Source organism: Streptomyces sp. NPDC004629 (assembly GCF_042873595.1).
Lineage (GTDB): Bacteria > Actinomycetota > Actinomycetes > Streptomycetales > Streptomycetaceae > Streptomyces.
Genome location: NZ_JBIALO010000010.1, coordinates 182,991 through 208,450 on the forward strand (window position 1 = coordinate 182,991; position 25,460 = coordinate 208,450).

Sequence of the window (25,460 nt, forward strand, 5' to 3'; positions counted from 1 at the left end):
ATTCTCTCTGCGGAAGGAACGGTTCATGACGGCGACAGACATCCCCCCGGAATCCGGGCTCAAGCGGGTCCTCGGACTGCCCGGACTCACCCTCTTCGGTCTCACCTATCTGGCTCCGGTGGCCGTGTTCACCACCTACGGGGCGGTCGCCGGCGTGACCGACGGACATCTGCCGGCCGCCTATGTGATCGCCTTGGTGGTGATGCTCTTCACGGCCATCAGCTACGGACGGATGGTGCGGGCGTTCCCGGCCGCCGGGTCGGCGTACACCTACACCCAGCAGTCGTTCGGCGGGCATGTCGGCTTCATGGTCGGCTGGACCCTGATGCTGGACTACCTCTTCCTGCCGATGATCAACTTCCTGCTGATCGGCATCTATCTGCACAGCGAGTTCCCGTCGGTGCCCGCGCAGGTGTTCGTGCTCGCCGCGCTGCTGCTCTCGCTGCTCGTCAATGTGCTCGGCGTGAACTTCATCAGCCGGCTCAGCACCCTGGTGGTGGGCCTCGCGGGGGTGCTCGTGGTGGTCTTCGTCGCCCTGTCCGTCCACCGCACGCTCGACCACGGTGCCTCCGCGCCGTTCGCCTCGTTCCTGCCGGGCGGTTCGGGGACCTCGGCGGCGTTCTCCGGGGCCGCGATCCTCGCGCTGAGCTTCCTCGGTTTCGACGCGGTCTCCACCATGTCGGAGGAGGCCAAGGACCCGCGGCGCACCATCCCGCGCGCCATCGTGCTGACCACCGTCCTCGGCGGCGTGCTGTTCATCGTGGTGTCCTGGATGGGCGCGCTGGTGCACCCGGGCGCCACCTTCAGCGATCCCGACAGCGCGGGCCTGGACATCATGCGGACGCTCGGCGGCTCCGCCTTCACCTCCTTCTTCGTCGCCGTCTATGTCGCGGGTGCCTTCGGCTCCGGGGTCGCCACGCAGGCCAGTGTGTCCCGGATCCTCTACTCGATGGGCCGCGACGGCGTGCTCCCCAGGCGGGTGTTCGGCCGTCTCCACCCGCGCTTTCGTACCCCGGTGAGCGCGACCGCTCTGGTGTCCGCCGTCTCGCTGGTCGCGCTGTTCATCAGCCTCGACAACGCCGTGGTGATGGTCAACTTCGGCGCGCTGATCGCCTTCTCGGTGGTCAATCTGAGCGTGGTCAAGCACTACCTGGTCGACAAGGGCCGCCGGAGCGGTCGCGATCTGCTGTCCTACGGACTGCTGCCGGTCGTCGGTTTCGCCCTGACCCTCTGGCTGTGGACCAGCCTGGAGGGCATCACCTTCGAGGTGGGGCTCTGCTGGATGCTGGCCGGGTTCCTGTATCTGCTGTTCCTGACCCGTGTGTTCAGCCGGAAGCCTCCGGTGATGAGCTTCAGCGAGAATTCGGCGGAGGCCGTGGTGGCTCCCCGTGACGGGTCCGACACCCGTTCACCGGCATGATGAACACGGATGAGTACATCGGCGTTCTGAGAAGAGGGGGGAGCACCAGATGACCTCGGTGCTCGTGTTGTTCGGGGTGCTCGGCGCACTCGTCGTGCTGCTGGTCGTCGTCCTGCTGCGCAGGAACAGCGGTCGCACGGAGACCGCCGACGGTCTGCTGATCGAGCGCGAGGCACGACTCCAGGCGGAGATGGACCGGGTCTCGTTCAACGCCCGCTCGGTCGACAACGCCGCGCCCACGTCGAGCGACGTCTACCACCGCCGTCACCGGCACCGCTGAGCAGGCGCCGAAAGCCCCGTCAGCCGGTTGTGCCCGAGCCGGTCATGGCCGGCCCCGCGGAAGGTCATGGCCGGCCCTGCAGAAAGGCGTCCAGCAGCCGCGCGGTCCGGCCGGGGGCTTCTTCGGGCACGTAGTGATCGCAGGGCAGCGCCTGGCCCTGTACGTCCGTGGCGTAGGCGCGCCAGACATCGAGGACGTCGTAGGTGCGGCCCACGAAGCTGTGTTCGCCCCACAGGGCCAGCACGGGACAGGCTACGCGTCGGCCCGCGGCGGCGTCCGCGTCATCGTGCACGAGGTCGATGCTCGCGGCGGCGCGGTAGTCCTCGCAGGAGGCGTGGATGGCCGCCGGGTCGGAGAAACAGCGCACGTACTCGTCCTGCGCACGAGGGTCGAAGGGGGTGCCGCCGTGGTGGCGGGCGCCCATGCGGGTGCGGACCCAGAAGCCGGGGTCGGCGCCGATGAGGTGTTCCGGGATGCCGTTGCCGGCGGCGAGGAAGTACCAGTGGTAGTAGCCGAGCCCGAAGCCGGCGTCGGCGTGCTGGAAGGCGTGACGGGTGGGCACGATGTCGAGGACGGCCAGCGCCGTCACGGCGTGCGGGTGGTCCAGGGCGAGGCGGTGCCCGACCCGGCCGCCCCGATCGTGGCCGACGACCGCGAAGCGCTCGAAGCCCAGTTCCCGCATCACCAGAAGCTGATCATGTGCCATCCGGCGCTTGGCGTAGGCACCGTGGTCGGGGCCGGAGCGCGGCTTGTCGCTGTCGCCGTAGCCGCGCAGGTCGGTCAGGACCACGGTGTGCCGGGCGGCCAGCAGCGGAGCCACATGGTGCCAGATCAGATGCGTCTGCGGGTAGCCGTGCAGCAGCAGCACCGGAGGGCCGTCTCCGCCGACTCGGGTATGGATGCGCACACCCTCGGCGTCCACGGGACGAGTGGCGAACTCAGCGGGCAGCAGGTCGGTCATGCCCTGATCACAGCAGCCCGCGGCAGCGCCGGTCCAAGACCGTTTGACGACCATCCTTATAGGGTCACCCTATGAGACCCCTGGTGTGGAGGCGCGGCGATGGATGTCAGGCAGCTTGAGTACTTTCTTGCCGTGGTCGACCATGGCGGCTTCAACCGTGCGGCCTCGGCGCTCTATCTGGCCCAGCCCTCACTGTCGCAGGCGATCCAGGCGCTGGAACGCGACCTGGGCAGTGAGCTGTTCCACCGTATCGGCCGCAAGGCCGTGCTGACCGAGGCCGGAACCGCACTGATCGAACCGGCCCGCGCGGCCGTCCGCAGTCTGGAGATGGCGCGGGCAACGGTGGAATCCGTGCACGGCCTGCGCAGCGGACGGGTCGACATCGCGGCGATGCCCTCCCAGTCCATCGAACCGCTCACCGGCATGATCAGGCGCTTCGCGGAGCGACACCCGCAGGTCTCCGTGGCCATTCAGGCGGCGTTCACCCCAAGAGATGTCACCGAGACGGTGCGCACCGGGAAAGCCGAACTGGGGCTGGTGGCGAGCCCCGTGCCGCTTCCGGCGACCGATGTGCGGCCCTATCCGGTCATGGAGCAGAGGTTCGTTCTGCTCACCCCGCCCGACGGGCCCTTCCCGCCCGGGTCGCCGGTACGGCGTGAGCAGCTTGCCGGGCAGCGTCTGATCGTCGGCCAGCAGGGGACGGGGATGCGTCAGTACGTCGATGACCTTCGGGCGGCGGGAGTCGAGTGGACCCTCGCCGTACAGAGCGAGCACCGCATCGCCCTCGTGCCGCTCGTGCTCGGCGGCGTCGGACTGGCCGTGGTGACCGATTCCTGGCGGGAGTTCGCCGAACGGGCCGGGGCGCTCGTGCTGGACATCGAGCCGGCGACCACACTGCACATCGCGCTGCTCAGCAGGAAGACAGCGCTGACCCCGGCCGCCCGGGCCTTCCTGGCCGATGCGATACAGGGCGCCGGTCGCCAAGCTGGATAGGCGCCTCCTATAAGACACATGGATGGCCCGTCTTGGACGCATCGATGCGCTGGTTGCTGCAATCCACACATGACGACCCACCGCATCGCCCTCATCCCCGGTGACGGGATCGGCACCGAGGTGCTGCCCGCCGCCCGACGCGTCCTGGACGCCGTCGCCGCCCGGCACGGCATCGCCTTCTCCTACGACGAGTTCGACTGGTCCTGCGAGCGCTATCTGCGCGAGGGCGCGATGATGCCCGACGACGGCCTGGATCAGCTGCGCGGCCACGACGCGATCCTCCTGGGCGCCGTCGGATACCCCGGCGTGCCGGACCACGTCTCCCTGTGGGGCCTGCTGATCCCCATCCGCCGCGGCTTTCGCCAGTACGTCAACCTGCGGCCGATCCGCGTCTTCGAGGGCGTGGCGAGTCCCCTGCGCACCGCCGAGCCCGGCGAGGTGGACTTCGTGGTCGTCCGGGAGAACGTGGAAGGCGAGTACAGCGAGATCGGCGGCCGTCTGAACCGCGGCTTCCCCGAGGAGATGGCCGTCCAGGAGGCCGTGTTCACCCGCGCCGGGGTCGGCCGGGTGCTCGACTACGCCTTCGACCTGGCCGCCCGGCGGGGCGGCCGGCTGACCTCGGCCACCAAGTCCAACGGCATCGTGCACACCATGCCCTTCTGGGACGAGCTGGTGAACGAGCGCGCCCGGCACCACCCGCACGTCGCGTGGGAGCAGGAGCACATCGACGCACTGGCCGCGAAGTTCGTCCTCCAGCCCGCACGCTACGACGTCGTCGTCGGATCGAACTTGTTCGGCGACATCCTCAGCGACCTTGCCGCCGCGGTCGCGGGCAGCATCGGCATCGCCCCCGCCGCCAATCTCAACCCCGAGCGTGCATTCCCCTCCATGTTCGAGCCGGTGCACGGCTCCGCACCGGATATCGCGGGACGCGGCATCGCCAACCCGCTCGGCGCCATCTGGTCCGCCGCCATGATGCTCGACCACCTGGGCCACCCTGCCGCGGCCACCGACATCACGGACGCGATCGCCGCGGTGCTCGCCGAGACCCCCGTGCGCACCCCGGACCTCGGTGGCTCTGCCGGCACCGCGGAGTTCACCGAGAAGCTGCTCGAACTGCTCTGACGCACACGGCGGCAGACCCGCGCGGTGAACAGTCCACGGCGCCGCTTTCGCGCCTTACCGTGGGTCTGTCGGGGCCTGGTCCCCGGCGGACCCGGAGGCTGCCGCGGAACGCCTGGCCCCTGCCGCGTCGCCGGTTCCGTACCGGCGCAACAGCCACACGCCGTACAGGGCGTGGAGGAGGTAGACGCTCACCTGCCACCAGTCCGGGGCCGCCCCGGGAGAGCGTATCTGGAAGAAGTCGTCCAGCCCATGGACGACGACCATCGGCCAGACGGAACCGATCGCGTAACGCAGCGCAGCGCAGGTGAAGCCGAACAGCCCGGCGGACAGCATCTGCCAGAGGGTGCTGTCCAACGGGGCATCGAAAAAGAGGTAGTTCTGGAGGTGGCCGCAGCCGAAGAGCAGCCCGACCCAGAGGGCCGCGCGGACCGGGCCGAGCGGAGTCAACGTCTGCTGTACCAGACCGCGACTGTAGATCTCCTCGTTGACACCGACCCACAGCAGGGACAAGAGCCCGCTCGCAAGAACGGTCGTGCCGCCGCTGATCCCGGCAACGGCGTAAGAACAGGCGATGGCCAGCAGAGGCGCCGCCAGCCACCATCTGCGCACCCGGCCCCACGTGGCCGTTCCGGACGCACGCAGCCATCCCCACCGCCACGCGACGAAGACCACGCCCGCACAGCAGACCATGTTGACCACCATCGGCCCGAGGTCGGGAAACCAGGCGGGGGCCAGCGGCGGCAGCACGACCTCGGCCGTCAGCAACAGCACGGCATGCCAGGCAACGGTCAACTCCAGGGCACCCCAGAGCGGGTGACGTACTACGTGGCCCTTCCAGCGCTCCATCACGAGGCCAACACTGTAGCGGCATGTGCACGCCGAGGCAGTGTCGCGTCGGATCAGCCGGGCCGCTCCCGTACCCGGCCCGGACGTCCCCTGCGGTTCGACGGCGCCCCGAAGGGGCGCGGGGAACTGCGCGATCAGCCACGACGGTGCCGCAGACAACCGACGGCACAGCGCGGCACACGGGCAGAGCGCTCAGCGCTTGGCGCGGTACAGACCCCGGCCGGTGCGCCGGATACGCGACGCACCGACGAGACGGTCGAGCGTGCTGCGGACCCCGTTGATGCTCCCGCTGTCAACGTCGCGCCCCAGGGCCGCCGCGACATCGCGGGCCCGGACGTCGACATCGCCGACCGCGGCGAAGTACTCCATGATCTGCTCGGTGAGCTTGCCGTACTTCTTCTGCCCGTCGATGCCGGCACCGGCCGGCGTGGGCGCGTCGGCCGGTTCGGGGGAGGCGGGACGGGACCGCCGGGCGACCGGCGTCGCAGCCTCGTCGCGTTCCGCGGCAGCGGTTTTGGCGGCCGGACCCGCCGGGGCCGCCTCGCCGTACGGGGGCAGCATCAGGGTCTCAAGCGTGCTGAGGGCCCGCTGCACCGAGCCGAGGTGCGCCACGACCGCGGCCAGCTCCCTTTCCAGTGACTGCTTCTGGATCCGCAGGCGCTCCAGTTCGGCCTGAAGGCTCTCAGCGGTGACCTCGATGTCATGCGCCGCGTGGGTTCCGGAGACCATGTGTTCCTCTCATCCTCACCCCATGCTGCCGCGCCGGACTCATCTGCGGTGTCGCCGGACACGGAGACGGATGTCCCTTCACATCATACGCAGCGTTTTTCCCACGCCCTGAAGTCGGGAGCACGAAGAAACAGGACAGGTCGGCCATGCCGTGATGATTGCCACTGTGTGCGTCTGATGCAACGGCATGAGACACACGGTTGTAAACAATTTGATGGTCCTGCCCGCAGGGTCCTTCAGCCGGACGGCCCGCCGTGCCGGAGGCTCCTTGAAAGAACTGGTCCGTGCCGTCGTGACGGCGTCCACAGCGTTGCGATGTTCACGATGTCATCACAGCAACGTGAGATAGTGTCAGCTCCGCTGTTCACGGCGGGCGCAATCATCACGTGAAGGCAAGGTATCGCAGTGCACAAGCGCAAGCCGCGATGGCGGCTGCCACTTCTGATCACATCCGGCGCCCTCGCGGCGGCCGGCGTCACCAGTGTTCCGCTGCTGGCCCAGGCTGCGGACCCCGACCCCCAGACGGCCGGCCGACAGCAGGTGTTCGAACGGGCCGCGGCCGAGTTCCACGTTCCGTTGCCGGTCCTGCTCGGTGTGGCCTACCACGAGTCGGCCTGGGAACCGCATCCGGGCGAACCCAGCACCAGCGGCGGCTACGGTCCGATGCATCTGACAGACGTGACGCCCGAGATGATGGCCGACGGCGACGCGGGAGCCGCGGGTCGTGCGGATCTGAAGGAGATGGCCGCCGACCCCTCGTTGCACACCCTGCGCGCGGCGGCGGAACTGACCGGACTGCCCGCCGGGCAACTGCGCGACGACGAGGCCGCCAACATCCGCGGCGGCGCCGCCCTGCTGGCCTCCTATGCGAAGGCCACCACCGGACGGCTGCCGCAGGACCCGGGCCAGTGGTACGCCGCCGTGGCCCGCTACAGCGGCTCGCCGCAGGAGCGCGGGGCGAAGGCGTTCGCCGACCGTGTCTTCGCATCCGTCAAGAAGGGCGTCAGCGAGACGACGGGGGACGGTCAGCGGGTCCGGCTGGACGCCGTCACGGACGTACGGCCCGCGACGGACCAACTCGGCGGCCTTCATCTGAAGGCGACGGCCGCCGCACAGACCGAGTGCCCGACGACACTCGACTGCACGTTCGTCCCCGCCGCCGCCGCCAACGGGCAGGTGTCCGACCGGCCCGCCAACGACATCCGGATCGACTCCATCGTCATCCATGACACCGAGTCGTCCTACGAGTCGGCCATCAACAGCTTCCAGACACCCGGTGGCGGCTCGGCGCACTATGTGATCCGGTCGTCGGACGGTGCGGTGACCCAGATGGTGCCCACCAAGGACCTGTCCTTCCAGGCCGGCAACTACTCGACGAACATGCACTCCATCGGCGTCGAGCACGAGGGCTACGCCGCCGCCAACGGGACCTGGTACACCCAGGTCCAGTACGAGGCCAGCGCCGAACTCGTCAGGTACCTGGCCGACCGCTTCGGCATTCCGCTGGACCGGCAGCACATCATCGGGCACGACAACGTCCCGGGACCGAACTCCTCCCTCGTCGCCGGCATGCACTGGGACCCGGGACCGTCCTGGGACTGGGAGCGCTACATGCGTCTCCTCGGCGCTCCCGTCGACGCGGCACACGGCACCGCACGGGTCGGCACGGCGGTCACCATCACGCCCGGTTTCACCCGGAACCAGCAGACCGTGCAGGTCTGCCCGTCCGACGATCCGACGGGCGCCACGCCCGAATGCACCGAACGACGCCAGCCGGCCGGCTTCGTCCACCTGCACACCGCACCGAGCAGCAGCGCACCGCTCTTCGGTGACCAGGCCATCCACCCCGAAGGGACGGGCACCCGCAGGATCAACGACTGGGGGAGCACCGCACAGGCGGGACAGCAGTTCGTCGTGGCCGATCAGCGGGACGCGTGGACGGCCATCTGGTACAGCGGCAGCAAGGTGTGGTTCTACAACCCCTCCGGACGCAACACGACCCCCGCCCACGGGGTGACCGTGATCAAGGCCGCCGGTGCCGCGCCCGCTGCGGTGTACGGCAGCAGCTACCCGGACGCGGACGAATACCCCGCCGGGCTTTCGCCCTCCACCCAGGCGCCGCTGAGCTTCTATGACATTCCCGCCGGCCAGGCGTATGTGGCCACCGGGGAAGCCGCCGCCACCGACGACTACTTCCCCGCCGGCGGCACCGTCGTGACCGGCGGCAAGAAGATGTACACCATTCAGTACAACCACCGTCTGGGCCTCGTGCACGAGGCGGACGTGGCCGCGAGCCGTTGACCGCGCAACCGTGACGCAAGGCCCGCGGGGTGCCTGCCGAGCAGCGGGGCGGCATGTGGGGGTGGCCCCCGACCACGGTGGCCACCCCCGCGGGGTTCACTGCTGCTGCGCGAGCCAGTCGGCGAACCGGGGTCACGCCGATGTGCGCGCCCGGAGCCGGCAGCAGCGTGGTCTCCTTCAGCTCGGCGCCGAAGTACGGGGCGTGCACGTCCGCCACCACCGTGCGGGGGTCGTTCTTCGCGGCCAGCCCCTTGCCGATGAGCTGGTCGAGCCGGAACTCGTCGGGGCCCGCGACCTCCACCACACCGTTGACCGGATCGCCCACCGCCGTGCGGCCGACGGCCCTGGCCACATCGTCGGAGGCCACGGGCTGGATCTTCACCGGCGCCAGCCGCACGGTGTCGCCCTCGGTGGCCGCGGCGGCGATGGCCTTCACGAACTCGAAGAACTGCGTGGCGTGGACGATGGAGTAGGGGATGCCGGACGCCTTGATCAGCTCTTCCTGGGCCTGCTTGGCACGGAAGTACCCACTGTCCTGGAGGCGTTCGGTGCCGACCACGGACAGTGCCACGTGGTGCGTCACGCCGGCCTTCGAACCGATGAGCCCGGTGCCACCGATCACTACGACCACGAATCCCGCCAAGGAGTACAGCCGTGGACAGAACGGTGCCGGGGCCCGCACATGACACACGGTGGTTCTTCGCACCGCGTCAGCGCCTCGTACGGGAACACAGCGGCGAGAAGGTCGCCGGCTGGGTCAACGGGCGACTGGGCATCCGCAGCCCCACGAAGGGCACGCCCACCAGAGTCCGGCGGATGCGAGCCCGGCTCAGCCACGGCCTCCACCGGGAGGCGAGCCAGATCCCCAAGCCCACGGAGCGCGAGTACAAGGAGATCACCGGTCGGCATTGACGGTGGCACGTCCCGCTCCCCACGCGTTCAGGAGAGCGGGACGCCGTCGACCACGCGGGGGCGACCGCCGGGGGAGACGGTCAGCCGTTCAGGGAGGCCACGTAGGGCAACAGCTTGGACGGATTCATCACCCACATGATCCGGTCGATCCCGTCGGCGGACGCGTCGATGCACAGCAACGCCACGGCGTTTGCGCCGGCCGAGACAAGAACGGACGGCCGCCCGTTGGCCTCGACCCACTGGATGTCCGCCTGGGGCCAGAACCGGGGTGCGAAGGCCGCGAGGTACTTGGCCACGCGCAGCCGCCCGACGACCGGGATCTTCGATGCGCCGCGCACCCCGCCGCCGTCGGAGTAGCTGACGACGTCCTCGGCGAGAAGGTCCTCCAGCACCGACAGATCGCCCGTCCGCGCCGCGGCGAGGAACACCTCAAGCAGCCGTCGGTGCTCGGCCGGGCTCACCCGCTTCCTGCGCTCGGCGCCGAGGTGCTTGCGGGCCCGGCTCACCAACTGGCGGGCGTTGGCCTCACTGGTCTCCAGGATGTCCGCGACCCTGTGGTAGGGGTAGTCGAAGGCCTCTCTGAGGACGTAGGCCGTGCGTTCCACCGGGTTCAGCTTCTCCATGAGGAAGAGAACCGCCAGTTCCAGCGCCTCGGCCCGTTCCGCGCCCACCTGCGGGTCCACCGTGGTGTCGACCGGTTCGGGAAGCCACGGTCCGATGTACGACTCCCGCCGCACTCTGGCGGACCGGGCGAGGTTGATGGCCAGCCGTGCGGTGACCGTGGTCAGGAAGGCCGCAGGTTCCAGGACGTTCGTGCGGTCCGTGTTGTGCCACCGCAGCCATGTCTCCTGGACGATGTCCTCGGCCTCCACCGAACTGCCGAGGATCCGGTACGCGATACCGAAGAGCTGGGGGCGTGCAGCAAGGAAGTCCTTCGTCGCCTGGTCAAGGGCCTCAGTGTGATCGTTCCCAGCGTGCATCGTGGTCCCTTCCGGCTCCGGGACCACCATGCTACAAGCTGCCACAGCGTGCGTTTGCGGCGGTGGGCGGGCACACCGAGCCAACATTGTGAGCGCACAGTTGCACTCACGTCTCACCACTCCCTCGTTCGGCTTATCCGCTCGTCACATAAAGCGGCCGTGAAGATCTTTAGATATGCGAGCCAGCTCGCTTCGGCTGCATGTCCATTGGCGGAGGAAAGGAACGAGTAGTGGATCAGCGGCAGCGCCGGCGGTGGTCTGGCGGTATGTCCTTGGCCTTGTCGGCCGCGTTATCGGCGTCGGTGAGACGTCAGGCAACCCCTACCCGGCCGTCGTGGTGACGCCGAAGGGCGCAGGACAGAACGACCACGGTGCCGACTTCGGGTTCACCAACCCGCAGGCGGACCTGTCCGTGATCAAGGTCGGCCCGGCCAAGGTCAACCCGGGCGAGGAGATCGAGTACCAGATCATCGTCACCAACAACGGGCCGAACACCGCCACGCGCTGGACGGTCACCGACCCGCTGCCCGAGGGGATCACCAACGCCCGCACCTCCAACGCGGACTGCGGTATCGCCGCCGGCAAACTGACCTGCTCCGGCGGGCCGCTGGCGGTCGGGCAGAGCCACACCATCACCGTCCGCGCCGACGCGCCCTACCCCGCGCAGACGGTCGTGCTGAAAAACTGCGTCAACGTCAAGGGTACGGAGCCCGACCCCAACCCTGACAACAACAACTCCTGCTGGCCGACCGAGGTCCCCGAGATCCCGGTCATCAACCCGGCCATCGGTGGCGCAGCCGCCGCGGCAGCCCTCGGCGGCTTCCTCCTGATCCGCCGCCGCCGTAACGCCACCGGAGTCGCCATGTAACCAGACCACCAACCCTCTCTCCGCTGGAACGATCGGTCCCTCCCCGACATCACGGGGAGGGACCGATCGTTTCCGGCGCCGTTCCACCGGTTGTTCGCGAGGGCTGTCACAGACCGGAGCACCGGCCGGTCTATTGCCCAGAAGGTGCGAACAGCCCATGCCGATGGCAGTGTCCGTGCGCTGCACGCGGCCGGTCACGCAGCGGTTTCCGCCCGCACCCCGCCCCCGCCCACCTGAGGACGAGTTCGATGACCAGCACTGCCCACGTGAACCCCGGCAGACAGCCGGACATACCCGAGACAACCGACTCGGCGATCGCGTTGCTCGACGACCAGGGAACGGTGGTCGGTCGGGCACAGACCGCCGAGCGGCTTGTCGGGTACGGCGCGAGCGAGGTGGCGGGCGTTGGCCCAGGCGTAGGCCAGCCCGCGGTGGACGGCGACGTCGAGGTCGGCCTCGGCCAGGGCGCAGGATCGAGCGGGGCACGGGATCGACGGGACGTCCCGCCGCACGCGGAAGCGACGGCGCCTGGCAGGTGCGCAGGTACGACTAACATCGTGGAGATCGACACCACGGCCTGACGCCGTCCGGCTCCTCGTGTCCGATGTGCCGTCCGAGAGCCCGGTCGAGGTGGGCGCGGCTCGTCGGGTGGGCGCATCCTGGAGGGGGAGCGAGCCGCGGCGCGCCGACCCGACCGTGTCCCGATGCGGTGGCATGCCGGGCGGGCGTGGTGACCTGCGGTGCCCGGAGCCCACTCGGGAGTGACCATGAGACTTTCCTTCCTCGAACCCCTGTACCAGCAGCCGGGCCCTTTCGCGTCCGTGTATCTGGACACCTCGCGCGATGCCGCCGTGGACGACCCCGATGCCGCCATAGAGCTGCGCCGGCGGCATCTTCGGGACGCTCTGACGGCCGAGGGAGCGGACCGGGACTCCATCATCGCGGTGGCGGACACCGTGGGCGGTGACACGGAGGTACCCGGCACCCACGGGCAGGCGGTGTTCACCGCGCACGGGCACCTCGTCCTGTTCGACGAACTGCCCGCCCCACCCGCACGGGACACCGCGCACTTCGGAACCCTGCCGGACACCATGCCGCTGATCGTCCAGCACGCGCCCGGCATCCCGTACCTGGCCGTGTACGTGCATTACGCCGGCCGTCACGCCACGGACGCCGCCGGCACCGTACGGATCGACGCCGAGGCCGGCACATGGCCCCTGACCCGGGTCACGCCCGGACACCGTCTCCACGAGGAGATCCCGGTGACCGACTGGCTGAACGCCGCCGCAGAGGTGGGCCGGGAACTGGAGGGCCACGCACGGCGCACCGACGTCGAGACGGTGGTCGTCGCGGGCGACGTCTGGGCGCGCGGCATCCTCGTCCGGCGGCTTCCGGTCCCTCTGCGCGGACAGGTCGTCACGGTCGACGGCGCGGACACCTCCCAGCCCGGACGGGCACTGCTGGAGCGGCAGCTCGACGACCTCTTCCGAGGGCGCATGGCCGCGCGCGACCGGGCACTGCTGGGTGCCTTCCTCGCCGCGCGAGCCCATGGCGGAGCGGCCACCGAAGGCCTTGCCGCCGCCGTGTCCGCCCTGCAGGGCGGCCGGGTCAAGGCCCTCTTCCTCAACAACCACCCGGAGTCGCCGCTGCGCCTGTGGATCGGCCCGGAACCAGGCCAACTCGCCCTCGCCGAAGACGAATTGCGCGCCTACGGGATACGGGAGGTCAGCGAAGAGCGGGCCGACGCGGCCCTCGCCCGCGCCCTCGTCGGTACGGGCGCCGAACTGGTCGTGGTGCCCGAACGGGAGCTGCGGCTGCGGGAGGGCGTGGGCGTGCTGCTGCGCTACGCCGAGCCCGCGTCCGGCGTCTGAACGGGCTTCCGGCAGGGGCAGGACGGCGGTTCCCGCCCGTGGTCAAAGGCGTGCCCACCGCTCGTCGCGCCGGGGCACGGTGGCGCCGCCGCCGGCCCGCACGGCGTTCACCACCGCCTGGTGCAGATGGCGGCTCTCCTGCCGGGAAGGACAGGGGAGCGGGCTCCCGGTCAAGGTGAACCACCGGGATGTGCCGCCGTACTGGACCTGCACGTCGGCCCGCCTGCCGTCCCAGGTCGTGCGCACGGTCAGATCCCCGGTGACGATCCCCGTCTCGTCGGTGCGGGCGCCGCCCCGCCCCGTGAACACGCCCGTCGTCGTCCATGACGTCCCTACCATGGCCTTCGCCTTCCTCCCAGGGGCCCCTTCATCCCCTTCAGCTCTTCATCCCTTTCATCTCTTTCATCCCTTGAGGACGCCCAGCGGCACCAGGCGGGCCACGAGGCGCCCCAGGTCGTTGTGTTCACTTGCCCGGACCACGGCATCGACGTCCTTGTACGCCTCCGGTGCCTCCTCGGTGACGCTGCGCCAGGAGGCGGGACGCACCGCGACCCGCGCATCGGCCAGCTCCCGGCGCAGCCGCCGCCCGGACATCTCGCGGTGGGCGCGATGCCTGCTCCAGACGCGGCCGGCGCCGTGGCAGCAGGAGTCGAAGGCCCGATTGCCGGTGATGCCGGTCATGACGTACGAGGCGGTGCCCATCGTGCCGGGCACGAACACCGGCTGGCCGAAGGGGCGCAACGCGTCCGGCAGCTCCGGGTGGCCGGGCGGCAGAGCCCGGGTGGCGCCCTTGCGGTGCACGCACAGCAGGGGACCGCCGCCGCCCTCGCCGGTGGGGCGTTCCAGTCTGGCGAGGTTGTGTGAGACGTCGTAGAGCAGGTCCAGGCCCGCGCCGGTGGCCTCGCGGAAAGCGCCGCGGGCGGCGTCGGCCAGCAGTTGGCGGTTGGCGCGGGCGTAGTTCGCGGCCGCGGCCATCGCCGCGAGGTAGGCGCGGCCCGCGGGCGAGTCGACGGGCGCGCAGGCGAGCTGCGGATCGGGTACGTCGATGCCGTACCGCCGCATCACGCCGTCCATGGCCCGTACATGGTCGGCGCAGATCTGGTGCCCCAGGCCCCGCGAACCGCAGTGGATCATGACGCACACCAGGCCGGGACGCAGGCCGAAAGCCCGTGCACACGTCTCGTCGTAGACGACGTCGACCGCCTGGACCTCCAGGAAGTGATTGGCCGACCCCAGACTGCCGACCTGGCGGGCACCGCGGTCCAGCGCACGTTCGCTGATCTGGGCGACATCGGCGTCGCCGACGGCTCCGCCGTCCTCGCAGCGGTCCAGGTCGCGCGGTACGCCATGGCCCTGCTCGACCGCGTAGCGGGCCCCGCCGCGCAGCACCTCGTGCAGCTGGTCCCGGCCCGTCAGGTGCCACAGGCCGCCGCGCCCGAGCCCGCGCGGGATCAGCGCGTCCAGACGGTCCATCAGCGCGGGCAGTTTCCCGAGCAGCGCAGAACGGTCCACGTGCGCGATGAGCAGGCGCACACCACAGGAGATGTCGAAGCCCACTCCGCCCGGCGAGACGACGCCGCCGCGGTCGACGTCGGTCGCGGCCACACCGCCGATCGGGAAGCCGTAGCCCCAGTGGATGTCGGGCATGGCGTACGAGGCGCGGACGATGCCCGGGAGCGTGGCCACGTGGGCGACTTGGGCGAGGGCCTGGTCACCGGGCTCGTCCGGCAGCAGCTCGTGCGGCGCGAGGACGGCCCCGGGCACGCGCATGGCGCCGGTCCGTTCGATCCGGAACCGCCAGGGCCCCTCCGCCGTCAGCCGGATGTCCATGTCGGTTCGGCCTCCTCGGCGAGCCGATCCGGCGCGGGAGCCGGACCGGCGTCACACATCCAGCGTCACCCGGCAGGCCCACCCGTGCGAGTCCTGGGCCAGCCTCAGCCCGTGCAGTGCCACGGCCTTGGGTACGGCCCCGGTCTGTGTGACCGCCGAGCACTCGCACATCGTGCATCGCATCCGCACCCGCACTCCGCCCGGCTCCGGCGTCACCGCGACGTCCGACGGCAGCTCGTCCGCGGCGTCCATGCGGTAGATGATCTCTTCGAGCGCCCCGGCCAGGAGCCGGTCGTCGTCCTCGGCGGACACCACGCACTCCCGTACGGTGCCCGACGCGTCCGCGGGCAGTTCGGCGAAGCTGGCGACCATGCCGCGCACCGCCTCCGCGACGCACTCCTCGCGGGTCGGCGCCCAGGCCTCGACACGCAGATCACCGGTGTGCGGAACACTTCGATGACCGCACGGCGGCTGCCCCGGCCCGGCATGCGTCATGGCACCCTGCCGCACCCCCTGTGGTGGCGCGGACGCGGACCGGCCCACTCCGGCGGGCTGCCGTGCCCGTGTCGGTGCTCGTCGCGCACGCCGAGGTCGACGGCGGCCCGCTGCATCGAGCGGATCATCTCGTCCAGTTCCTCGATACCGGCCCGCACGCGCTGGGCCGCGAAGTCGTCGGTGATACGGGGCAGGGCACCGGCGAGGCTCAGTCCTGCCGAGAAGATCCGGTTGATCGTGTCGGACAGGATCCGGCTCATGAGCGGGTCCGCCGGCGCCTGGCCGGGATCCTGGCGTGCGCCGGGTGCCGCGTCGTGCAGCAGGCCCGGGGGCACACCGTCGACGGACGGCGCGCGCAGCCGCCGACCGACGGACTCACCCGCGAGGAGCCCGTAGAGCCGCATGATCCTCAGGTCGTGGTCGGACGGCCGGCCGGGCTCCGACATGTGTGTCGAGACCATGCCGACCAGTCGCCCCACGCAGTCGACCAGCGGTGTGGACTGAACGGCCCGTACCCCGGCGGCACGGAAGATCCCTTCGTGCCGCGCCATGTCAGGGGCGGCGAGGACATCGGTCACGACCGCCTGGGCGCCCTGCCGGGCGGCTCGTCCGCACACGCAGTGGTCGTCGTGCACCACAGCGAAGTGGTCGAGGAACTCGGGGCCGAAGCCGCACTGGGTGACCAGGACGAGCGAGCCGTCGCAGGGGTCGATGACCTGGACGTACCCGAAGTCGGCGGCCACAAGGGCCATGGCCGTCCGCACGACACGCACGAGCACCAGGGCCAGGTGCGGGGCGTCACGCAATTCCGCCGCCGCATCCTGCAACTGCCGCAGGGCGGACGGGTCGTCCAGGGCGAGGGAGACACATGTGCCGAGCTGATCGGCCCGCGCGGCGTCCGCCATCACGCCGGCCGGCCGCGGTGACGACGCTCGGTACGCAACCGTCACATGCTCCAGCGGACCTGCGAGTATCTGGGAACGATCCGGCAGCATGGCACCACGCCCTCGCTCGGGTGCTCTTGCGGACACCAGCAGCTTACGTCCCCGGTGCCGCCCAGGACAGTCGGCCCGGCCCGCCCCGAGGCCCTTGCCGGCGCGAAGGCGCAGGGCTCCGTCCGCCGCCCATCGCCCGGCCCGTCACCGGTGAAAGCGTGCGGACCACAGGGGTTCCACCAGGTCCCACTCGGCGTCCCACTGCGCATACCTCCGCCGGTCCAGGGCCGCGCGCAGGGCCGCGCGCACCGCATAGCAACCGGCGGCCGCACCGGCTCCCGCCACGCCACCCACGAACCAGCCGTTGGACCTCGCGGCGAGCATGCTCATCGGCGGGCCGGTGATCCTTCCCTCCCGGTCCACCCACACCCGCACGGTGGCGCCCTTGGGTGTCCCGGACTCCACGAGCGCGGTTCCCGTCCGCGCCCTGCCGTCGGCGTCGGTCCAGCGGACGAGCGCGGGCTGCCTCCCCGTCGTCGGATCGCCCTGGACGCCCGATGCCAGGCGGGTCGCGACCTCGTGCCGCTCGGCCGCCTGCGCCGTCACCGTGCGCATCGATGCCTCGTACGCCGCCTGTCCCGCGCTGAACGCGGCCAACGGCACTCCGAGGACGAGGACGGCCAACAGGACCCGACGGAACCAGCATTCGAGTCTGTCGGACATGCGTGTCAGGGGGTTCGCCCCCCGAAGTGGCCGCGGCCCGCGCGGCGGTGGTGGACCGGACGTGTACGGCGAATCCGGTGTGCTCATGCGTCGGCCTCCAGCACATCACTGGTCCGTTCACCCACTCGGTATCACCGTCGGACGGCGGCACACTCGGCTCACAGGGCCGAAGGTCCCCACAAGACCGGCTGGACGGCTCAGGTTCACGGCCCCAAGACGGCACTGCGCCGCCACCCGTCAGCGGCGTCGGCGGGTGTTGAGCCGGGCGGCCTGGCGGGTCAGATGGTCGCGTTCGGCGAGGCTGGGTGCCGTGCGGGCCGCCTCGGCGTACAGCCGTGCCGCCGTCGTCAGATCACCGTCGCGCTCGTGCAGGTACGCCGCCACCGCCGCATGGCGTGGCAGCGCGGGGTCCACGGCCGCGAGCGCCGCCAGGCCCGCGCGCGGCCCGTCGGCCTCGCCGACGGCGACGGCGCGGTTGAGCCGGACGACCGGGCTTTCGGTCAGGCGCGCGAGTTCGTCGTACCACTCGACGATCTGCACCCAGTCGGTCTCCTCGGCGGTGGGCGCGTCGGCGTGGAGCGCCGCGATGGCGGCCTGGGCCTGGAACTCGCCCAGCCGGTCACGGGCGAGGGCCGCCTGAAGGATCTCGACGCCCTCGGCGATCGACGCGGTGTCCCACCGGCCGCGGTCCTGCTCGGCGAGCGGGACAAGGCTGCCGTCGGGCGCGGTCCGGGTGGCCCGCCGGGCGTGGTGGAGCAGCATGAGGGCGAGCAGCCCGGCCACTTCGGGGTGATCGATCGCTGCCGCGAGCTGCCGGGTGAGCCGGATGGCCTCGGCGGCGAGGTCGACGTCACCGGAGTAGCCCTCGTTGAAGACCAGATACAGGACGCGCAGCACGGTGGCGACGTCGCCGGGCCGGTCGAACCGCACACTTGAGACGGTGCGCTTGGCCCGGCTGATGCGCTGCGCCATGGTCGCCTCGGGCACCAGGTAGGCCGCGGCGATCTGGCGGGTGGTCAGCCCGCCGACGGCGCGCAGCGTGAGCGCGACCGCGGACGACGACGTCAGCGACGGGTGGGCACACAGGAAGTAGAGCTGGAGCGTGTCGTCCACCGCGGGCGCCGGCCCGGGAGCCGGCTCCTCCTCGACGCGGTCCTCACGCCGGCGGCGGGCGGCATCGGCGCGCGTCGCGTCCAGGAACCGGCGCCAGGCCACGGTGACCAGCCAGCCCTTGGGGTCCCGCGGCGCATCGTCGGGCCACACGCGGACCGCCTCGATCAGCGCGTCCTGCACGGCGTCCTCGGCCGCCGCGAAGTCGGCTCCGCGGCGGACGAGGATCGCGAGCACGCTCGGCGTGAGGCTCCTCAGCAGGGCCTCGTTCATCGCAGATGGCACTCCGTGATGGTGGGCGGGGCGGCCAGGAAGGGGCGCAGCTCCAGCCACTCGTGGATCGGCTTCCCGCCGGCACCGGGCGCGGCCGACAGCTCCCCGGCCAGCTCGACGGCGCGCTCGTAGCTGTCGACGTCGATCACCATCCAGCCGGCGATGAGGTCCTTGGTCTCGGCGAACGGGCCGTCGGTGACCGGCGGGCGCCCCTCGCCGTCGTACCGGACGAACGTCCCCTCCGGGGCGAGCGCCTGCCCGTCGACGTACTCGCCGGTCCCTTCGAGCCGGGCCGCGAAGTCCCGCATGTACTGCACGTGTGCCGAGATCTCCTGCGGCGTCCACTGGTCCATCGGTACGTCGTTGACCGCCGCCGGAGCGCCGCGGTAGTGCTTGAGCAGCAGGTACTTGGCCATGGTGTGTCTCCTCGGTGCTGGTGCGACCCATTGTGGTCACATTCACCGCTGGGACGGAGCCGGTGACGGGATCTCGACATCGCCGTCCGAACTTTTTTTGCGCCCTCGTGGACGGGCCCTGGGCGAGCCGTCTCGTGGCGTCCGGGAAGGCGTTCCCGCAATGGCTGTGCACGGCCGCCGGCGGTAGCATTTTTGGCAGGCGTATGTGACTGAATAGTCGAGGCTCGCACCTTCCAAGACCTTCGGCATCCCGGACTTGCGGTGTTCGAACCCTGATGTTCGACCATGGGATTCACATGGGCTGGCTGACCTTTGGATACTTCGTCGCGTATATCCCCTACGCCATGCTGGTGAAGGCTCTCGCCAGCGGGGTGACCCCGCTGGCGTCCCAGCCCGTCAGCGGTTTCGAGATGCTGCCCGCGGCCGTCCTCGGGCAGCTCGTCGCGATGGTGCTGTTCCTCTGCGTGACGGGGCGGTGGCGGCACATGCGCCGCATCGGGATCGGCGGGCGCCGGATTCCGATGGCGGGGCGGGAGACACTGGCGGCCGGTTTCTTCACGTCGCTCATCATCGGTGCCACCACGATGAACTACACCTTCGCCGGCGTCTCCATCCTCTTCATGCTGTTGTTGATGCGGGGCGGGGTGCTCATACTCTCCCCGATGATCGATGTGACCGACGGCCGCCCGGTCATGAAGCACTCCTGGCTGGGGCTGCTCCTCAGCCTGATCGCGGTTTCGGTCGCTCTCGGTGATGTGAACAGCTACCACCTCACGCTGGCCGCCGTGCTGAGCGTCCTCGTCTACCTGGCCGGCTACCTCGGCCGGTTCGACATCATGAGCCGCGTCGCCAAGAACGGTGTCGTCGCAACGGACCGGCGGTTCTTCGTGGAGGAGCATGCCGCGGCACCCCTCTGGCTGGCCGTGCTGCTGGGCGCCGGGGCGCTGGCCGGGCAGCCACAGCTGGCCGCGGGTTTCACCACGTTCCTCGCCACACCCGCCGCATTGGGGGCGGCGGGGATAGGCGTGGCCTACGAGGTGCTGTTCGTCTTCGCTTCGCTGATCTACCTCGACCGGCGCGAATACACCTGGGGTGTGCCGGCCTGGGCGTTCGCCAGCCTGATGTCCGGCCTGGTCGCCTCCTACGCGCTCGCATGGCTCGCCGGACTCGTGGCTCCGGGCAGCAGCCAGCTCATCGCGCTCGCGTTCGGCGTCGGCGCGGCTGCGGCCCTGGCCTGGCCGTCGGCCGTCCTGTGGTGGCGCAGCCGCGGCACCGGCGCGGCATGCCGGGTGCTGTTCGTCTGCGGTGGGAACACCTGCCGCTCGCCCATGGCGGAGGTCATCGCGTGGGCCCAGGCCGCGGAGGCGGGTCTCGTCCACGTCCTCCGATTCTCCAGCGCGGGTGTCGCGACGCCGCTGCCCGCACGTCCGATGGCCGTCGGTGCCCGCTCCGCGCTCGCCGACCTCGGTCTGCGACGGGTGCCGGGCCGGGGTAATCCCCGCCGTCACCGCGCTCGCCCGGTCACCTCGGAACTGTGCCTGGTCAGCTCCGTCATCTACTGCATGACCGGAGCCCATCGCGACAGGGTGATCGCCATGGCGCCCGAGGCCGAGGGCCGTACCCTCCGGCTGGACCCGTACGGTGACATACCCGATCCGGAGGGGCAGTCCCCGGAGGCGTACCGGCAGTGCGCGCAGCACATCCAGCGCTCCGTCCACGTCCGTCTGTGCGAGCTGGCCGAGTCCTACGGCCCCCGCGGTATCACTTCGGGACGGGGGTGAGGCAGGGATGACCTACGGGCTCTGCGACGGCCTGTCCCTGATCACCTCCCGCCACTGCAAGCGGGCCTTTCTGGACCGGGTGGTGCCGAAGGACGACCTGGCGGAGGTGTTCCTCGCCGCCGGGCACGCGCCGTCGAGCCGCAACACCCAGATGTGGCAGGTGACGGTGGTGACCGGCGGCACCCTCAAGGCGCTGGTGGACGCCCTGTGCGAGGCGTTCGACCGCGGTGACCCGCCCCGCCCGGACTGCACCAGCCGGCCGGGGGGGGGGGCCCCGGGGGGGGGGCGCCCCCCCCCCCCGCGCCGGGGGGGGGGGGGGGGGGGGCCCGGGGGCGCCCCCCCCCCCCCCCCCCCCCCCCGGGGGGCCCCCCCCCGGGGGGGGGGGGCCCCCGGGGGGGGGGGGGCCGCCGGGGGCCCCCCCCCCCCCCCGCCCCCCCCCCCCCGGCGGGGGCCGCCCGCGGGGGGGGCCCCCCCCCGCGCCGAACTGGCCGTGACCGGGGTGCTGTCGGCCAAGGGGCACGCCGTCCCGGACCGCGCCGCCGTGCGGGCGCACCTCCGTGACAACCTGCGCTTCTACGGGGCTCCCACGGCCGTCGTCTGCCATCTGCCCGGGAACGCGGTGCCGGGCACCTTCCTGGAGTTGGGCCTCTTCCTGCAGAACGTCATGCTCGGACTGGTGGCCAGGGGGCTCAGCAGTTGTCCGCAGTTCAGTGTCGCCGGTTACGGAGACGTGCTCCGAGCGAATCTGGGAATCTCCCCCGACCGGCTCGTCGTATGCACCATGGCTGTCGGCTACGCGGACGAGACAGCCCCGGTCAATCGGTTCGTCCCGCGGCGAGCCGGTCTGGAGGAGTACGTCCAGTGGCGCGAGTGACGAGCGGATACGGAGCCCCCCTCGGGCGTCGGGCCCGGCTGGTCGCGGTGGCCGCCGAACCGGAAGACCTCGCCCCCCGTTCGCTGCGCGGCCTCGCCGCAGTGGCGGACGAACTGGAGGTCCGCGCCGATCTGGTCGGCGACCCCGATCCGTCCCGGCTGCGTCGGCATTTCGCAGGGCAGCTGACCTACAGCCTGCGCTCCGCGCGACAGGGCGGGCGCTCGGCCGCCGGCACGGTGGAACGGCGCACCCGGCTGCTGCGCGCGGCCGACCACTACGAACGGGTCGATCTTGAGGCGATGGACGACGTGTGCCCGGAGTTGCTGGCGGCCATCCCGGCCCCGCAGCGGCGCCTGTCCTGGCACGCGTCCGCAACCGCAGGCAGGGGCGAGGGCGCGGGGCTGCGGGAGGCGGCAGGCAGACTCCGGGAGCGGTTCGCCGCGATGTCTGCCGTGCCGGCGGCGCTGTACCTCCTCGTGCCGCGGTCGGGAGCACAGTACGGGTCCGCCGCCCCGCTGCTGCTCGCCGGGCTCGGACGCACCGACGTCACGGCGTTCGCGTCCGGTCCCGCCGGCTTGTGGACCCGGGTGCTGGCGCCGTGGCTCGCAGCGCCTGTCGTCTACGGCCGGGTCGGTGCGCCGGGGGCCGACGGCATGCCGAGCGTGGACCGGCTCCGGGCCGACTACGGCCTGCCCGCGCTGGCTCCGCTCAGCGCCCTGCTCGGCATCGCCGGTCGCGCCCCGGGCGGGTCGTTGTCGCCCCGGCTGCACAACGCGGCGCTGCGGGAGCTGCGGCTGCCCGCGCTCTACCTGCCGTTTCAGGTGGACAGGTTCCCTCACTTCTGGCAATGGGGCACCCACTTCGGCGCGCTGGGCGGGCTGCCCCTGCACGGCCTGACCGTGACCGCTCCGCACAAGGAGAGCGCCCTGCAAGCGGCCGACGTCGCCGACCCGGAGGCGTTGGGCAGCGGCGCGGCCAATCTGCTGTGGCTCGACGCCGGGCGCTGGCGGGCGGCCACCACCGACGCCGTCGGTGCCCTGCGTGCCCTCGCCCTGCACGGAGTCGACCCGAACGGCCGCAAGGCCGCCGTCATCGGCTGCGGCGGCGGCGGACGGGCCGTCGCCTGGGCGCTGCGTGCGGCCGGAGCCAGGGTGACCCTGGTCAACCGCGGGACGGCGCACGGCCGGGAAGCCTCCGCGCGGCTCGGGCTGCCCTACATACCGCTGTCCCGGTTCTCCCCGGCCGGGTACGACCTGCTCACCCACGCCACGCCCCAGGTGGAGCGGGAACCGTTCCCGGTCGCCGCGGCCGACTGGGACGCGGTGGTGCTGGAGATGGCCTACCGCGATCCGCCGACCGCGCTCACCCGCGCCACCCGTGCCCGCGGTCTGCTCGACATCGACGGCTGGCAGGTCCTGTCCGTCGAAGTACGCGAGCAGTTCCGGCTGATGACGGGCCATCAGATGCCCGAGACGCTGCCCCTGCGCTCCCTGTCCCGCGGATCCGACGAGCGGGCCGCCACCCACGGCCCCACCGCGTCGGGGGGCCCGGCACCGACACACCGCACGAGGCGGGAGACACCATGACAACCCGTCCGACAGCCCCGTCCGGACCGCCCACGCCCCGCCCGCCCGGCACACCGGATGTGTCGGCCCTGCTGGGGGAATGGGTCAACACCGACCGGCACACCGCGAAGGGCGCCCATCTGCTCAGCGTGACGCGGCAGGACGAAGGCGTGGACGTGAGGGCTTTCGGCGCCGGCGGCCCACAGCCGGGCGACTGGGGTGCGGCACCGGCGGTCCTGTACACCCCGCCGGGCACGCCGTCGCTCGCCTGGGCGTTCTCCGCCGTCTACGACTTCGGCGCGCTGCGCACCGTCGTGTGCGCCTACCACAAGACGGGCATCCTGGTCGCGACCACGGCCACCGTCCTCAGCGGCGACAGCGAGGGCGCCGACCACTGGGCCCGTTCGTTCTTCCACCGGACGGAGGCGGGGGCATGACGGTGCATCCGGTCGATCCGGCGCCGCTGGCAGGCGACTGGGCCAACTTCGACACCACAGCCACCGGCATCGACCTGCTCGGTGCCGCGGTCGACGGCAGCCGGCTCATGCTGCGGATCACGGAACGAGGCGATCCGACGACCTCACACACAACACCTGAACCGGAAACCACACCCGTCACCGACGCCGTCCTGCCCGCGGTGCCGCTGGCCGATGACATCGACGCCTCCGAGGCCGTCGCCTTCCTCGCCGAAGGCCCGCTCGGCTCCCGGCAGGTCGTCCTCGTCGGCTATCTCAACCGCGGCCTGCTGACCATCGACGTCCACACCGTCCACCCCGTCCACGCGCGGATGCCGAACGTGATGTACCGCGCTCACTTCTACCGCCTGGAAGGGCCCACCCCGCCATGACCGACGACCTGTCCCGAGCCGCCGCATCGGTCCGCGATGCGGCGGTCGGAGACGACCGGGCTGTTCTCGCCGCCGCGGCGAAGCTCGCCGTGGACAGATTCGCCGCCCGCGCCGAGGAGTACGACCGCAAGGCCGTCTTCCCCGCCGAGGACTTCGACGATCTGTTCGCCGGCGGACTCCTGGGCGTCACCGTGCCCCGGGAGTACGGGGGCCTCGGCTACGGCCCCCGGCAGCGCCACACGCTGCCCCTGTGGGAGATGACCACCGCGCTGGCCAAGGCCGATCTGTCGCTGGCCCGTTGCTGGGAGGGGCACGCCAACGCACTGGTCCTCATCGATGCCCTGGCCACCCCGGAGCAGAAGCGGCGCTGGTTCGCCGGCGTGGTGGAACACGGGGAGAAATGGGCCGCCTGGAGCGGCGAACCGCAGACCCCGAAGCCGGGCGAGAGGCTCAGCTTCGGCACCAGGCTGGTCCCCGTCCACGACGGCTGGGTCCTCCAGGGCGGCAAGGCGTTCGCCACCAGCGCCACCGGAGCACAGTGGGCGATCCTGCTCGTCGATCCCGACACCCCCGGCGGAGCCCGCCGCACCCAGGAGGCCCACGGGAGGCTCCTGCTGCTCGCCTGCGACCTGTCCGATCCGACCGTGACCGTGGACGCTTCCTGGTGGGACCCCGTCGGCATGCGCGCGACGGTCAGCCACGCGGTGCGCTTCAACGACACGTTCGTACCGCGCGAGCACATCATCGGCGGCCCCGGCAGCTACTTCGAGGGGCTGTGGCAGACGGCTTTCGTCCCCCATTACGCGGCGAGCTTCCTCGGCGGTGCCCTCGGCGCCTACGAGTACGGGCTCGCCTATCTGAAGCGGCAGGGCAAGAGCAAAGACCCCTATGTGCAGCAACGGGTGGGCAGCATGGCGGTCAATGTGGAGACCGCCCGCCTCTGGCTGCGCCATGTGGCCGGTCTGTGGGACGAGGGCAGGCTGGAGGAGGCCCGGATCGCCGGGGACAGGGCCTGGCATCTGATCGCGCGCACGACCCAGGAAACCGTCCATCACGTCATCCAGGTGTGCGGCGCCCGCAGCCTGGTCCGCCCCAGCCCGGTGGAGCGGATCCTGCGGGACCTGACGCTGTATCAGCTCCATGACGTCGGCGATCATGTACTGGCCACCATAGGGCGGGCCGAGCTGGGCGAGCCGTACGACCCGTCCTTCCACACGCTCTGAGCCGAGACGTCCGGTCCTGAGCGGCGTCAGCGTCGTGGCCCGTCCGGTGATGCCGCAGTCAGGTGATCGGGTCCGTCCGGCGCCGTCGTCTCATTGGGGTCG

26 protein-coding genes and 2 pseudogenes are annotated in these 25,460 nt (G+C 71.2%); 16 read left to right on the forward strand and 12 right to left on the reverse strand.

Annotated elements, in window-relative coordinates; genetic code table 11:
* The first annotated feature begins 25 nt into the window (after window positions 1-25).
* Together ACFYTE_RS17570 and ACFYTE_RS17575 are read left to right on the forward strand one after the other, a co-directional pair.
* On the forward strand, window positions 26-1,420 hold the full coding sequence (locus tag ACFYTE_RS17570; RefSeq protein ID WP_388710476.1) for an APC family permease: 1,395 nt from the start codon (window positions 26-28) through the stop codon (window positions 1,418-1,420).
* Between the two features lie 49 nt (window positions 1,421-1,469).
* Window positions 1,470-1,700 carry a hypothetical protein gene (locus ACFYTE_RS17575; protein ID WP_388710478.1) on the forward strand — a complete coding sequence of 77 codons (231 nt, stop codon included), beginning with the start codon at window positions 1,470-1,472 and terminating at the stop codon, window positions 1,698-1,700.
* Window positions 1,701-1,764: 64 nt separating this feature from the next.
* On the opposite strand, the gene ACFYTE_RS17580 is transcribed toward ACFYTE_RS17575, so the two are convergent.
* A complete protein-coding gene (locus tag ACFYTE_RS17580) occupies window positions 1,765-2,661 on the reverse strand; it encodes an alpha/beta fold hydrolase (RefSeq protein ID WP_388710480.1) in 897 nt (298 codons plus the stop codon).
* Between the two features lie 99 nt (window positions 2,662-2,760).
* On the opposite strand from ACFYTE_RS17580, the gene ACFYTE_RS17585 reads away from it, so the two are divergent.
* Entirely contained in the window at window positions 2,761-3,654 is an 894-nt protein-coding gene (locus ACFYTE_RS17585) for a LysR family transcriptional regulator (RefSeq protein WP_388710482.1), read from the forward strand.
* A 69-nt stretch (window positions 3,655-3,723) separates the two neighbouring features.
* The gene (locus tag ACFYTE_RS17590) at window positions 3,724-4,779 is read left to right on the forward strand and encodes a tartrate dehydrogenase (RefSeq protein WP_388710484.1); all 1,056 of its coding nucleotides are present in this window, start codon (window positions 3,724-3,726) and stop codon (window positions 4,777-4,779) included.
* Between the two features lie 54 nt (window positions 4,780-4,833).
* Here ACFYTE_RS17590 and ACFYTE_RS17595 read toward each other — a convergent pair whose 3' ends face one another.
* A complete protein-coding gene (locus tag ACFYTE_RS17595; RefSeq protein WP_388710486.1) occupies window positions 4,834-5,625 on the reverse strand; it encodes a CPBP family intramembrane glutamic endopeptidase in 792 nt (263 codons plus the stop codon).
* A 192-nt stretch (window positions 5,626-5,817) separates the two neighbouring features.
* Window positions 5,818-6,354 (reverse strand): hypothetical protein, encoded by a 537-nt coding sequence (locus ACFYTE_RS17600; RefSeq protein WP_388710488.1) that lies wholly within the window; start codon window positions 6,352-6,354, stop codon window positions 5,818-5,820.
* Between the two features lie 405 nt (window positions 6,355-6,759).
* Between ACFYTE_RS17600 and ACFYTE_RS17605 the strand changes: the two genes are divergently transcribed.
* Complete coding sequence (locus tag ACFYTE_RS17605; RefSeq protein WP_388710490.1) at window positions 6,760-8,655, forward strand: N-acetylmuramoyl-L-alanine amidase; 1,896 nt, start codon at window positions 6,760-6,762, stop codon at window positions 8,653-8,655.
* A gap of 96 nt (window positions 8,656-8,751) precedes the next feature.
* Here ACFYTE_RS17605 and ACFYTE_RS17610 read toward each other — a convergent pair.
* Window positions 8,752-9,250 (reverse strand): annotated as a pseudogene (locus tag ACFYTE_RS17610) (SDR family oxidoreductase); the annotation flags it as partial.
* Window positions 9,251-9,309: 59 nt separating this feature from the next.
* On the opposite strand from ACFYTE_RS17610, the gene ACFYTE_RS17615 reads away from it, so the two are divergent.
* A complete protein-coding gene (locus ACFYTE_RS17615; RefSeq protein WP_388710492.1) occupies window positions 9,310-9,567 on the forward strand; it encodes a hypothetical protein in 258 nt (85 codons plus the stop codon).
* Between the two features lie 80 nt (window positions 9,568-9,647).
* On the opposite strand, the gene ACFYTE_RS17620 is transcribed toward ACFYTE_RS17615, so the two are convergent.
* Window positions 9,648-10,547 carry an RNA polymerase sigma-70 factor gene (locus ACFYTE_RS17620; RefSeq protein WP_388710494.1) on the reverse strand — a complete coding sequence of 300 codons (900 nt, stop codon included), beginning with the start codon at window positions 10,545-10,547 and terminating at the stop codon, window positions 9,648-9,650.
* A gap of 334 nt (window positions 10,548-10,881) precedes the next feature.
* Here ACFYTE_RS17620 and ACFYTE_RS17625 point away from each other — a divergent pair, with 334 nt between their 5' ends.
* The 3 genes from ACFYTE_RS17625 to ACFYTE_RS17635 all read left to right on the forward strand — a co-directional run bounded on the left by ACFYTE_RS17625 (window position 10,882) and on the right by ACFYTE_RS17635 (window position 13,286).
* Window positions 10,882-11,415: a DUF11 domain-containing protein gene (locus ACFYTE_RS17625; RefSeq protein ID WP_388710496.1), complete on the forward strand. Its 534-nt coding sequence runs from the start codon at window positions 10,882-10,884 to the stop codon at window positions 11,413-11,415.
* 248 nt (window positions 11,416-11,663) lie between these two features.
* Window positions 11,664-11,996, forward strand: coding sequence for a hypothetical protein (locus tag ACFYTE_RS17630; protein WP_388710498.1), 333 nt, complete (start codon window positions 11,664-11,666; stop codon window positions 11,994-11,996).
* A 186-nt stretch (window positions 11,997-12,182) separates the two neighbouring features.
* Window positions 12,183-13,286, forward strand: coding sequence for a hypothetical protein (locus ACFYTE_RS17635; RefSeq protein ID WP_388710500.1), 1,104 nt, complete (start codon window positions 12,183-12,185; stop codon window positions 13,284-13,286).
* A gap of 42 nt (window positions 13,287-13,328) precedes the next feature.
* Here the strand turns inward: ACFYTE_RS17635 and ACFYTE_RS17640 are convergent, their stop codons facing one another.
* The 7 genes from ACFYTE_RS17640 to ACFYTE_RS17670 all read right to left on the reverse strand — a co-directional run bounded on the left by ACFYTE_RS17640 (window position 13,329) and on the right by ACFYTE_RS17670 (window position 19,068).
* Window positions 13,329-13,625, reverse strand: a complete 297-nt coding sequence (locus ACFYTE_RS17640) for a hypothetical protein (RefSeq protein WP_388710502.1) — start codon at window positions 13,623-13,625, stop codon at window positions 13,329-13,331.
* Window positions 13,626-13,688: 63 nt separating this feature from the next.
* Complete coding sequence (locus ACFYTE_RS17645) at window positions 13,689-15,116, reverse strand: RtcB family protein (RefSeq protein WP_388710504.1); 1,428 nt, start codon at window positions 15,114-15,116, stop codon at window positions 13,689-13,691.
* A gap of 51 nt (window positions 15,117-15,167) precedes the next feature.
* Window positions 15,168-15,611: an archease gene (locus ACFYTE_RS17650; protein ID WP_388710506.1), complete on the reverse strand. Its 444-nt coding sequence runs from the start codon at window positions 15,609-15,611 to the stop codon at window positions 15,168-15,170.
* Window positions 15,608-16,561: a GAF domain-containing protein gene (locus ACFYTE_RS17655; RefSeq protein WP_388710507.1), complete on the reverse strand. Its 954-nt coding sequence runs from the start codon at window positions 16,559-16,561 to the stop codon at window positions 15,608-15,610. The genes ACFYTE_RS17650 and ACFYTE_RS17655 overlap by 4 nt, the downstream gene beginning before the upstream one ends.
* 189 nt (window positions 16,562-16,750) lie before the next feature.
* The gene (locus tag ACFYTE_RS17660; protein ID WP_388710509.1) at window positions 16,751-17,269 is read right to left on the reverse strand and encodes a hypothetical protein; all 519 of its coding nucleotides are present in this window, start codon (window positions 17,267-17,269) and stop codon (window positions 16,751-16,753) included.
* 237 nt (window positions 17,270-17,506) lie between these two features.
* The gene (locus ACFYTE_RS17665; protein WP_388710512.1) at window positions 17,507-18,652 is read right to left on the reverse strand and encodes an RNA polymerase sigma factor; all 1,146 of its coding nucleotides are present in this window, start codon (window positions 18,650-18,652) and stop codon (window positions 17,507-17,509) included.
* Complete coding sequence (locus tag ACFYTE_RS17670; protein WP_388710515.1) at window positions 18,649-19,068, reverse strand: YciI family protein; 420 nt, start codon at window positions 19,066-19,068, stop codon at window positions 18,649-18,651. The genes ACFYTE_RS17665 and ACFYTE_RS17670 overlap by 4 nt, the downstream gene beginning before the upstream one ends.
* A gap of 275 nt (window positions 19,069-19,343) precedes the next feature.
* Between ACFYTE_RS17670 and ACFYTE_RS17675 the strand changes: the two genes are divergently transcribed.
* The 7 genes and pseudogenes from ACFYTE_RS17675 (at window position 19,344) to ACFYTE_RS17705 (ending at window position 25,358) form a co-directional block, all read left to right on the forward strand.
* A complete protein-coding gene (locus tag ACFYTE_RS17675) occupies window positions 19,344-20,849 on the forward strand; it encodes a hypothetical protein (protein ID WP_388710518.1) in 1,506 nt (501 codons plus the stop codon).
* Window positions 20,850-20,856: 7 nt separating this feature from the next.
* Window positions 20,857-21,072: pseudogene (locus ACFYTE_RS17680) on the forward strand (nitroreductase family protein); the annotation flags it as partial.
* 267 nt (window positions 21,073-21,339) lie between these two features.
* Window positions 21,340-21,723, forward strand: a complete 384-nt coding sequence (locus ACFYTE_RS17685) for a nitroreductase family protein (RefSeq protein WP_388710817.1) — start codon at window positions 21,340-21,342, stop codon at window positions 21,721-21,723.
* On the forward strand, window positions 21,711-23,309 hold the full coding sequence (locus tag ACFYTE_RS17690) for a hypothetical protein (RefSeq protein ID WP_388710521.1): 1,599 nt from the start codon (window positions 21,711-21,713) through the stop codon (window positions 23,307-23,309). The genes ACFYTE_RS17685 and ACFYTE_RS17690 overlap by 13 nt, the downstream gene beginning before the upstream one ends.
* Window positions 23,306-23,725, forward strand: coding sequence for a hypothetical protein (locus ACFYTE_RS17695; RefSeq protein ID WP_388710524.1), 420 nt, complete (start codon window positions 23,306-23,308; stop codon window positions 23,723-23,725). Before ACFYTE_RS17690 ends, ACFYTE_RS17695 begins: the two co-directional genes overlap by 4 nt.
* On the forward strand, window positions 23,722-24,135 hold the full coding sequence (locus tag ACFYTE_RS17700; RefSeq protein ID WP_388710527.1) for a hypothetical protein: 414 nt from the start codon (window positions 23,722-23,724) through the stop codon (window positions 24,133-24,135). The genes ACFYTE_RS17695 and ACFYTE_RS17700 overlap by 4 nt, the downstream gene beginning before the upstream one ends.
* Complete coding sequence (locus ACFYTE_RS17705; RefSeq protein WP_388710530.1) at window positions 24,132-25,358, forward strand: acyl-CoA dehydrogenase family protein; 1,227 nt, start codon at window positions 24,132-24,134, stop codon at window positions 25,356-25,358. Before ACFYTE_RS17700 ends, ACFYTE_RS17705 begins: the two co-directional genes overlap by 4 nt.
* Window positions 25,359-25,460: the final 102 nt, after the last annotated feature.

What these genes read in the sequence shown, in the direction of transcription:
- ACFYTE_RS17570 (WP_388710476.1), top strand. Translation starts at nt 26, where the DNA reads ATGACGGCGACAGACATCCCCCCGGAATCCGGGCTCAAGCGGGTCCTC.
- ACFYTE_RS17575 (WP_388710478.1), top strand. Translation starts at nt 1,470, where the DNA reads ATGACCTCGGTGCTCGTGTTGTTCGGGGTGCTCGGCGCACTCGTCGTG.
- ACFYTE_RS17580 (WP_388710480.1), bottom strand. Translation starts at nt 2,661, where the DNA reads ATGACCGACCTGCTGCCCGCTGAGTTCGCCACTCGTCCCGTGGACGCC.
- ACFYTE_RS17585 (WP_388710482.1), top strand. Translation starts at nt 2,761, where the DNA reads ATGGATGTCAGGCAGCTTGAGTACTTTCTTGCCGTGGTCGACCATGGC.
- ACFYTE_RS17590 (WP_388710484.1), top strand. Translation starts at nt 3,724, where the DNA reads ATGACGACCCACCGCATCGCCCTCATCCCCGGTGACGGGATCGGCACC.
- ACFYTE_RS17595 (WP_388710486.1), bottom strand. Translation starts at nt 5,625, where the DNA reads ATGGAGCGCTGGAAGGGCCACGTAGTACGTCACCCGCTCTGGGGTGCC.
- ACFYTE_RS17600 (WP_388710488.1), bottom strand. Translation starts at nt 6,354, where the DNA reads ATGGTCTCCGGAACCCACGCGGCGCATGACATCGAGGTCACCGCTGAG.
- ACFYTE_RS17620 (WP_388710494.1), bottom strand. Translation starts at nt 10,547, where the DNA reads ATGCACGCTGGGAACGATCACACTGAGGCCCTTGACCAGGCGACGAAG.
- ACFYTE_RS17630 (WP_388710498.1), top strand. Translation starts at nt 11,664, where the DNA reads ATGACCAGCACTGCCCACGTGAACCCCGGCAGACAGCCGGACATACCC.
- ACFYTE_RS17635 (WP_388710500.1), top strand. Translation starts at nt 12,183, where the DNA reads ATGAGACTTTCCTTCCTCGAACCCCTGTACCAGCAGCCGGGCCCTTTC.
- ACFYTE_RS17640 (WP_388710502.1), bottom strand. Translation starts at nt 13,625, where the DNA reads ATGGTAGGGACGTCATGGACGACGACGGGCGTGTTCACGGGGCGGGGC.
- ACFYTE_RS17645 (WP_388710504.1), bottom strand. Translation starts at nt 15,116, where the DNA reads ATGGACATCCGGCTGACGGCGGAGGGGCCCTGGCGGTTCCGGATCGAA.
- ACFYTE_RS17650 (WP_388710506.1), bottom strand. Translation starts at nt 15,611, where the DNA reads ATGACGCATGCCGGGCCGGGGCAGCCGCCGTGCGGTCATCGAAGTGTT.
- ACFYTE_RS17660 (WP_388710509.1), bottom strand. Translation starts at nt 17,269, where the DNA reads ATGTCCGACAGACTCGAATGCTGGTTCCGTCGGGTCCTGTTGGCCGTC.
- ACFYTE_RS17665 (WP_388710512.1), bottom strand. Translation starts at nt 18,652, where the DNA reads ATGAACGAGGCCCTGCTGAGGAGCCTCACGCCGAGCGTGCTCGCGATC.
- ACFYTE_RS17670 (WP_388710515.1), bottom strand. Translation starts at nt 19,068, where the DNA reads ATGGCCAAGTACCTGCTGCTCAAGCACTACCGCGGCGCTCCGGCGGCG.
- ACFYTE_RS17675 (WP_388710518.1), top strand. Translation starts at nt 19,344, where the DNA reads ATGTTCGACCATGGGATTCACATGGGCTGGCTGACCTTTGGATACTTC.
- ACFYTE_RS17695 (WP_388710524.1), top strand. Translation starts at nt 23,306, where the DNA reads ATGACAACCCGTCCGACAGCCCCGTCCGGACCGCCCACGCCCCGCCCG.
- ACFYTE_RS17700 (WP_388710527.1), top strand. Translation starts at nt 23,722, where the DNA reads ATGACGGTGCATCCGGTCGATCCGGCGCCGCTGGCAGGCGACTGGGCC.
- ACFYTE_RS17705 (WP_388710530.1), top strand. Translation starts at nt 24,132, where the DNA reads ATGACCGACGACCTGTCCCGAGCCGCCGCATCGGTCCGCGATGCGGCG.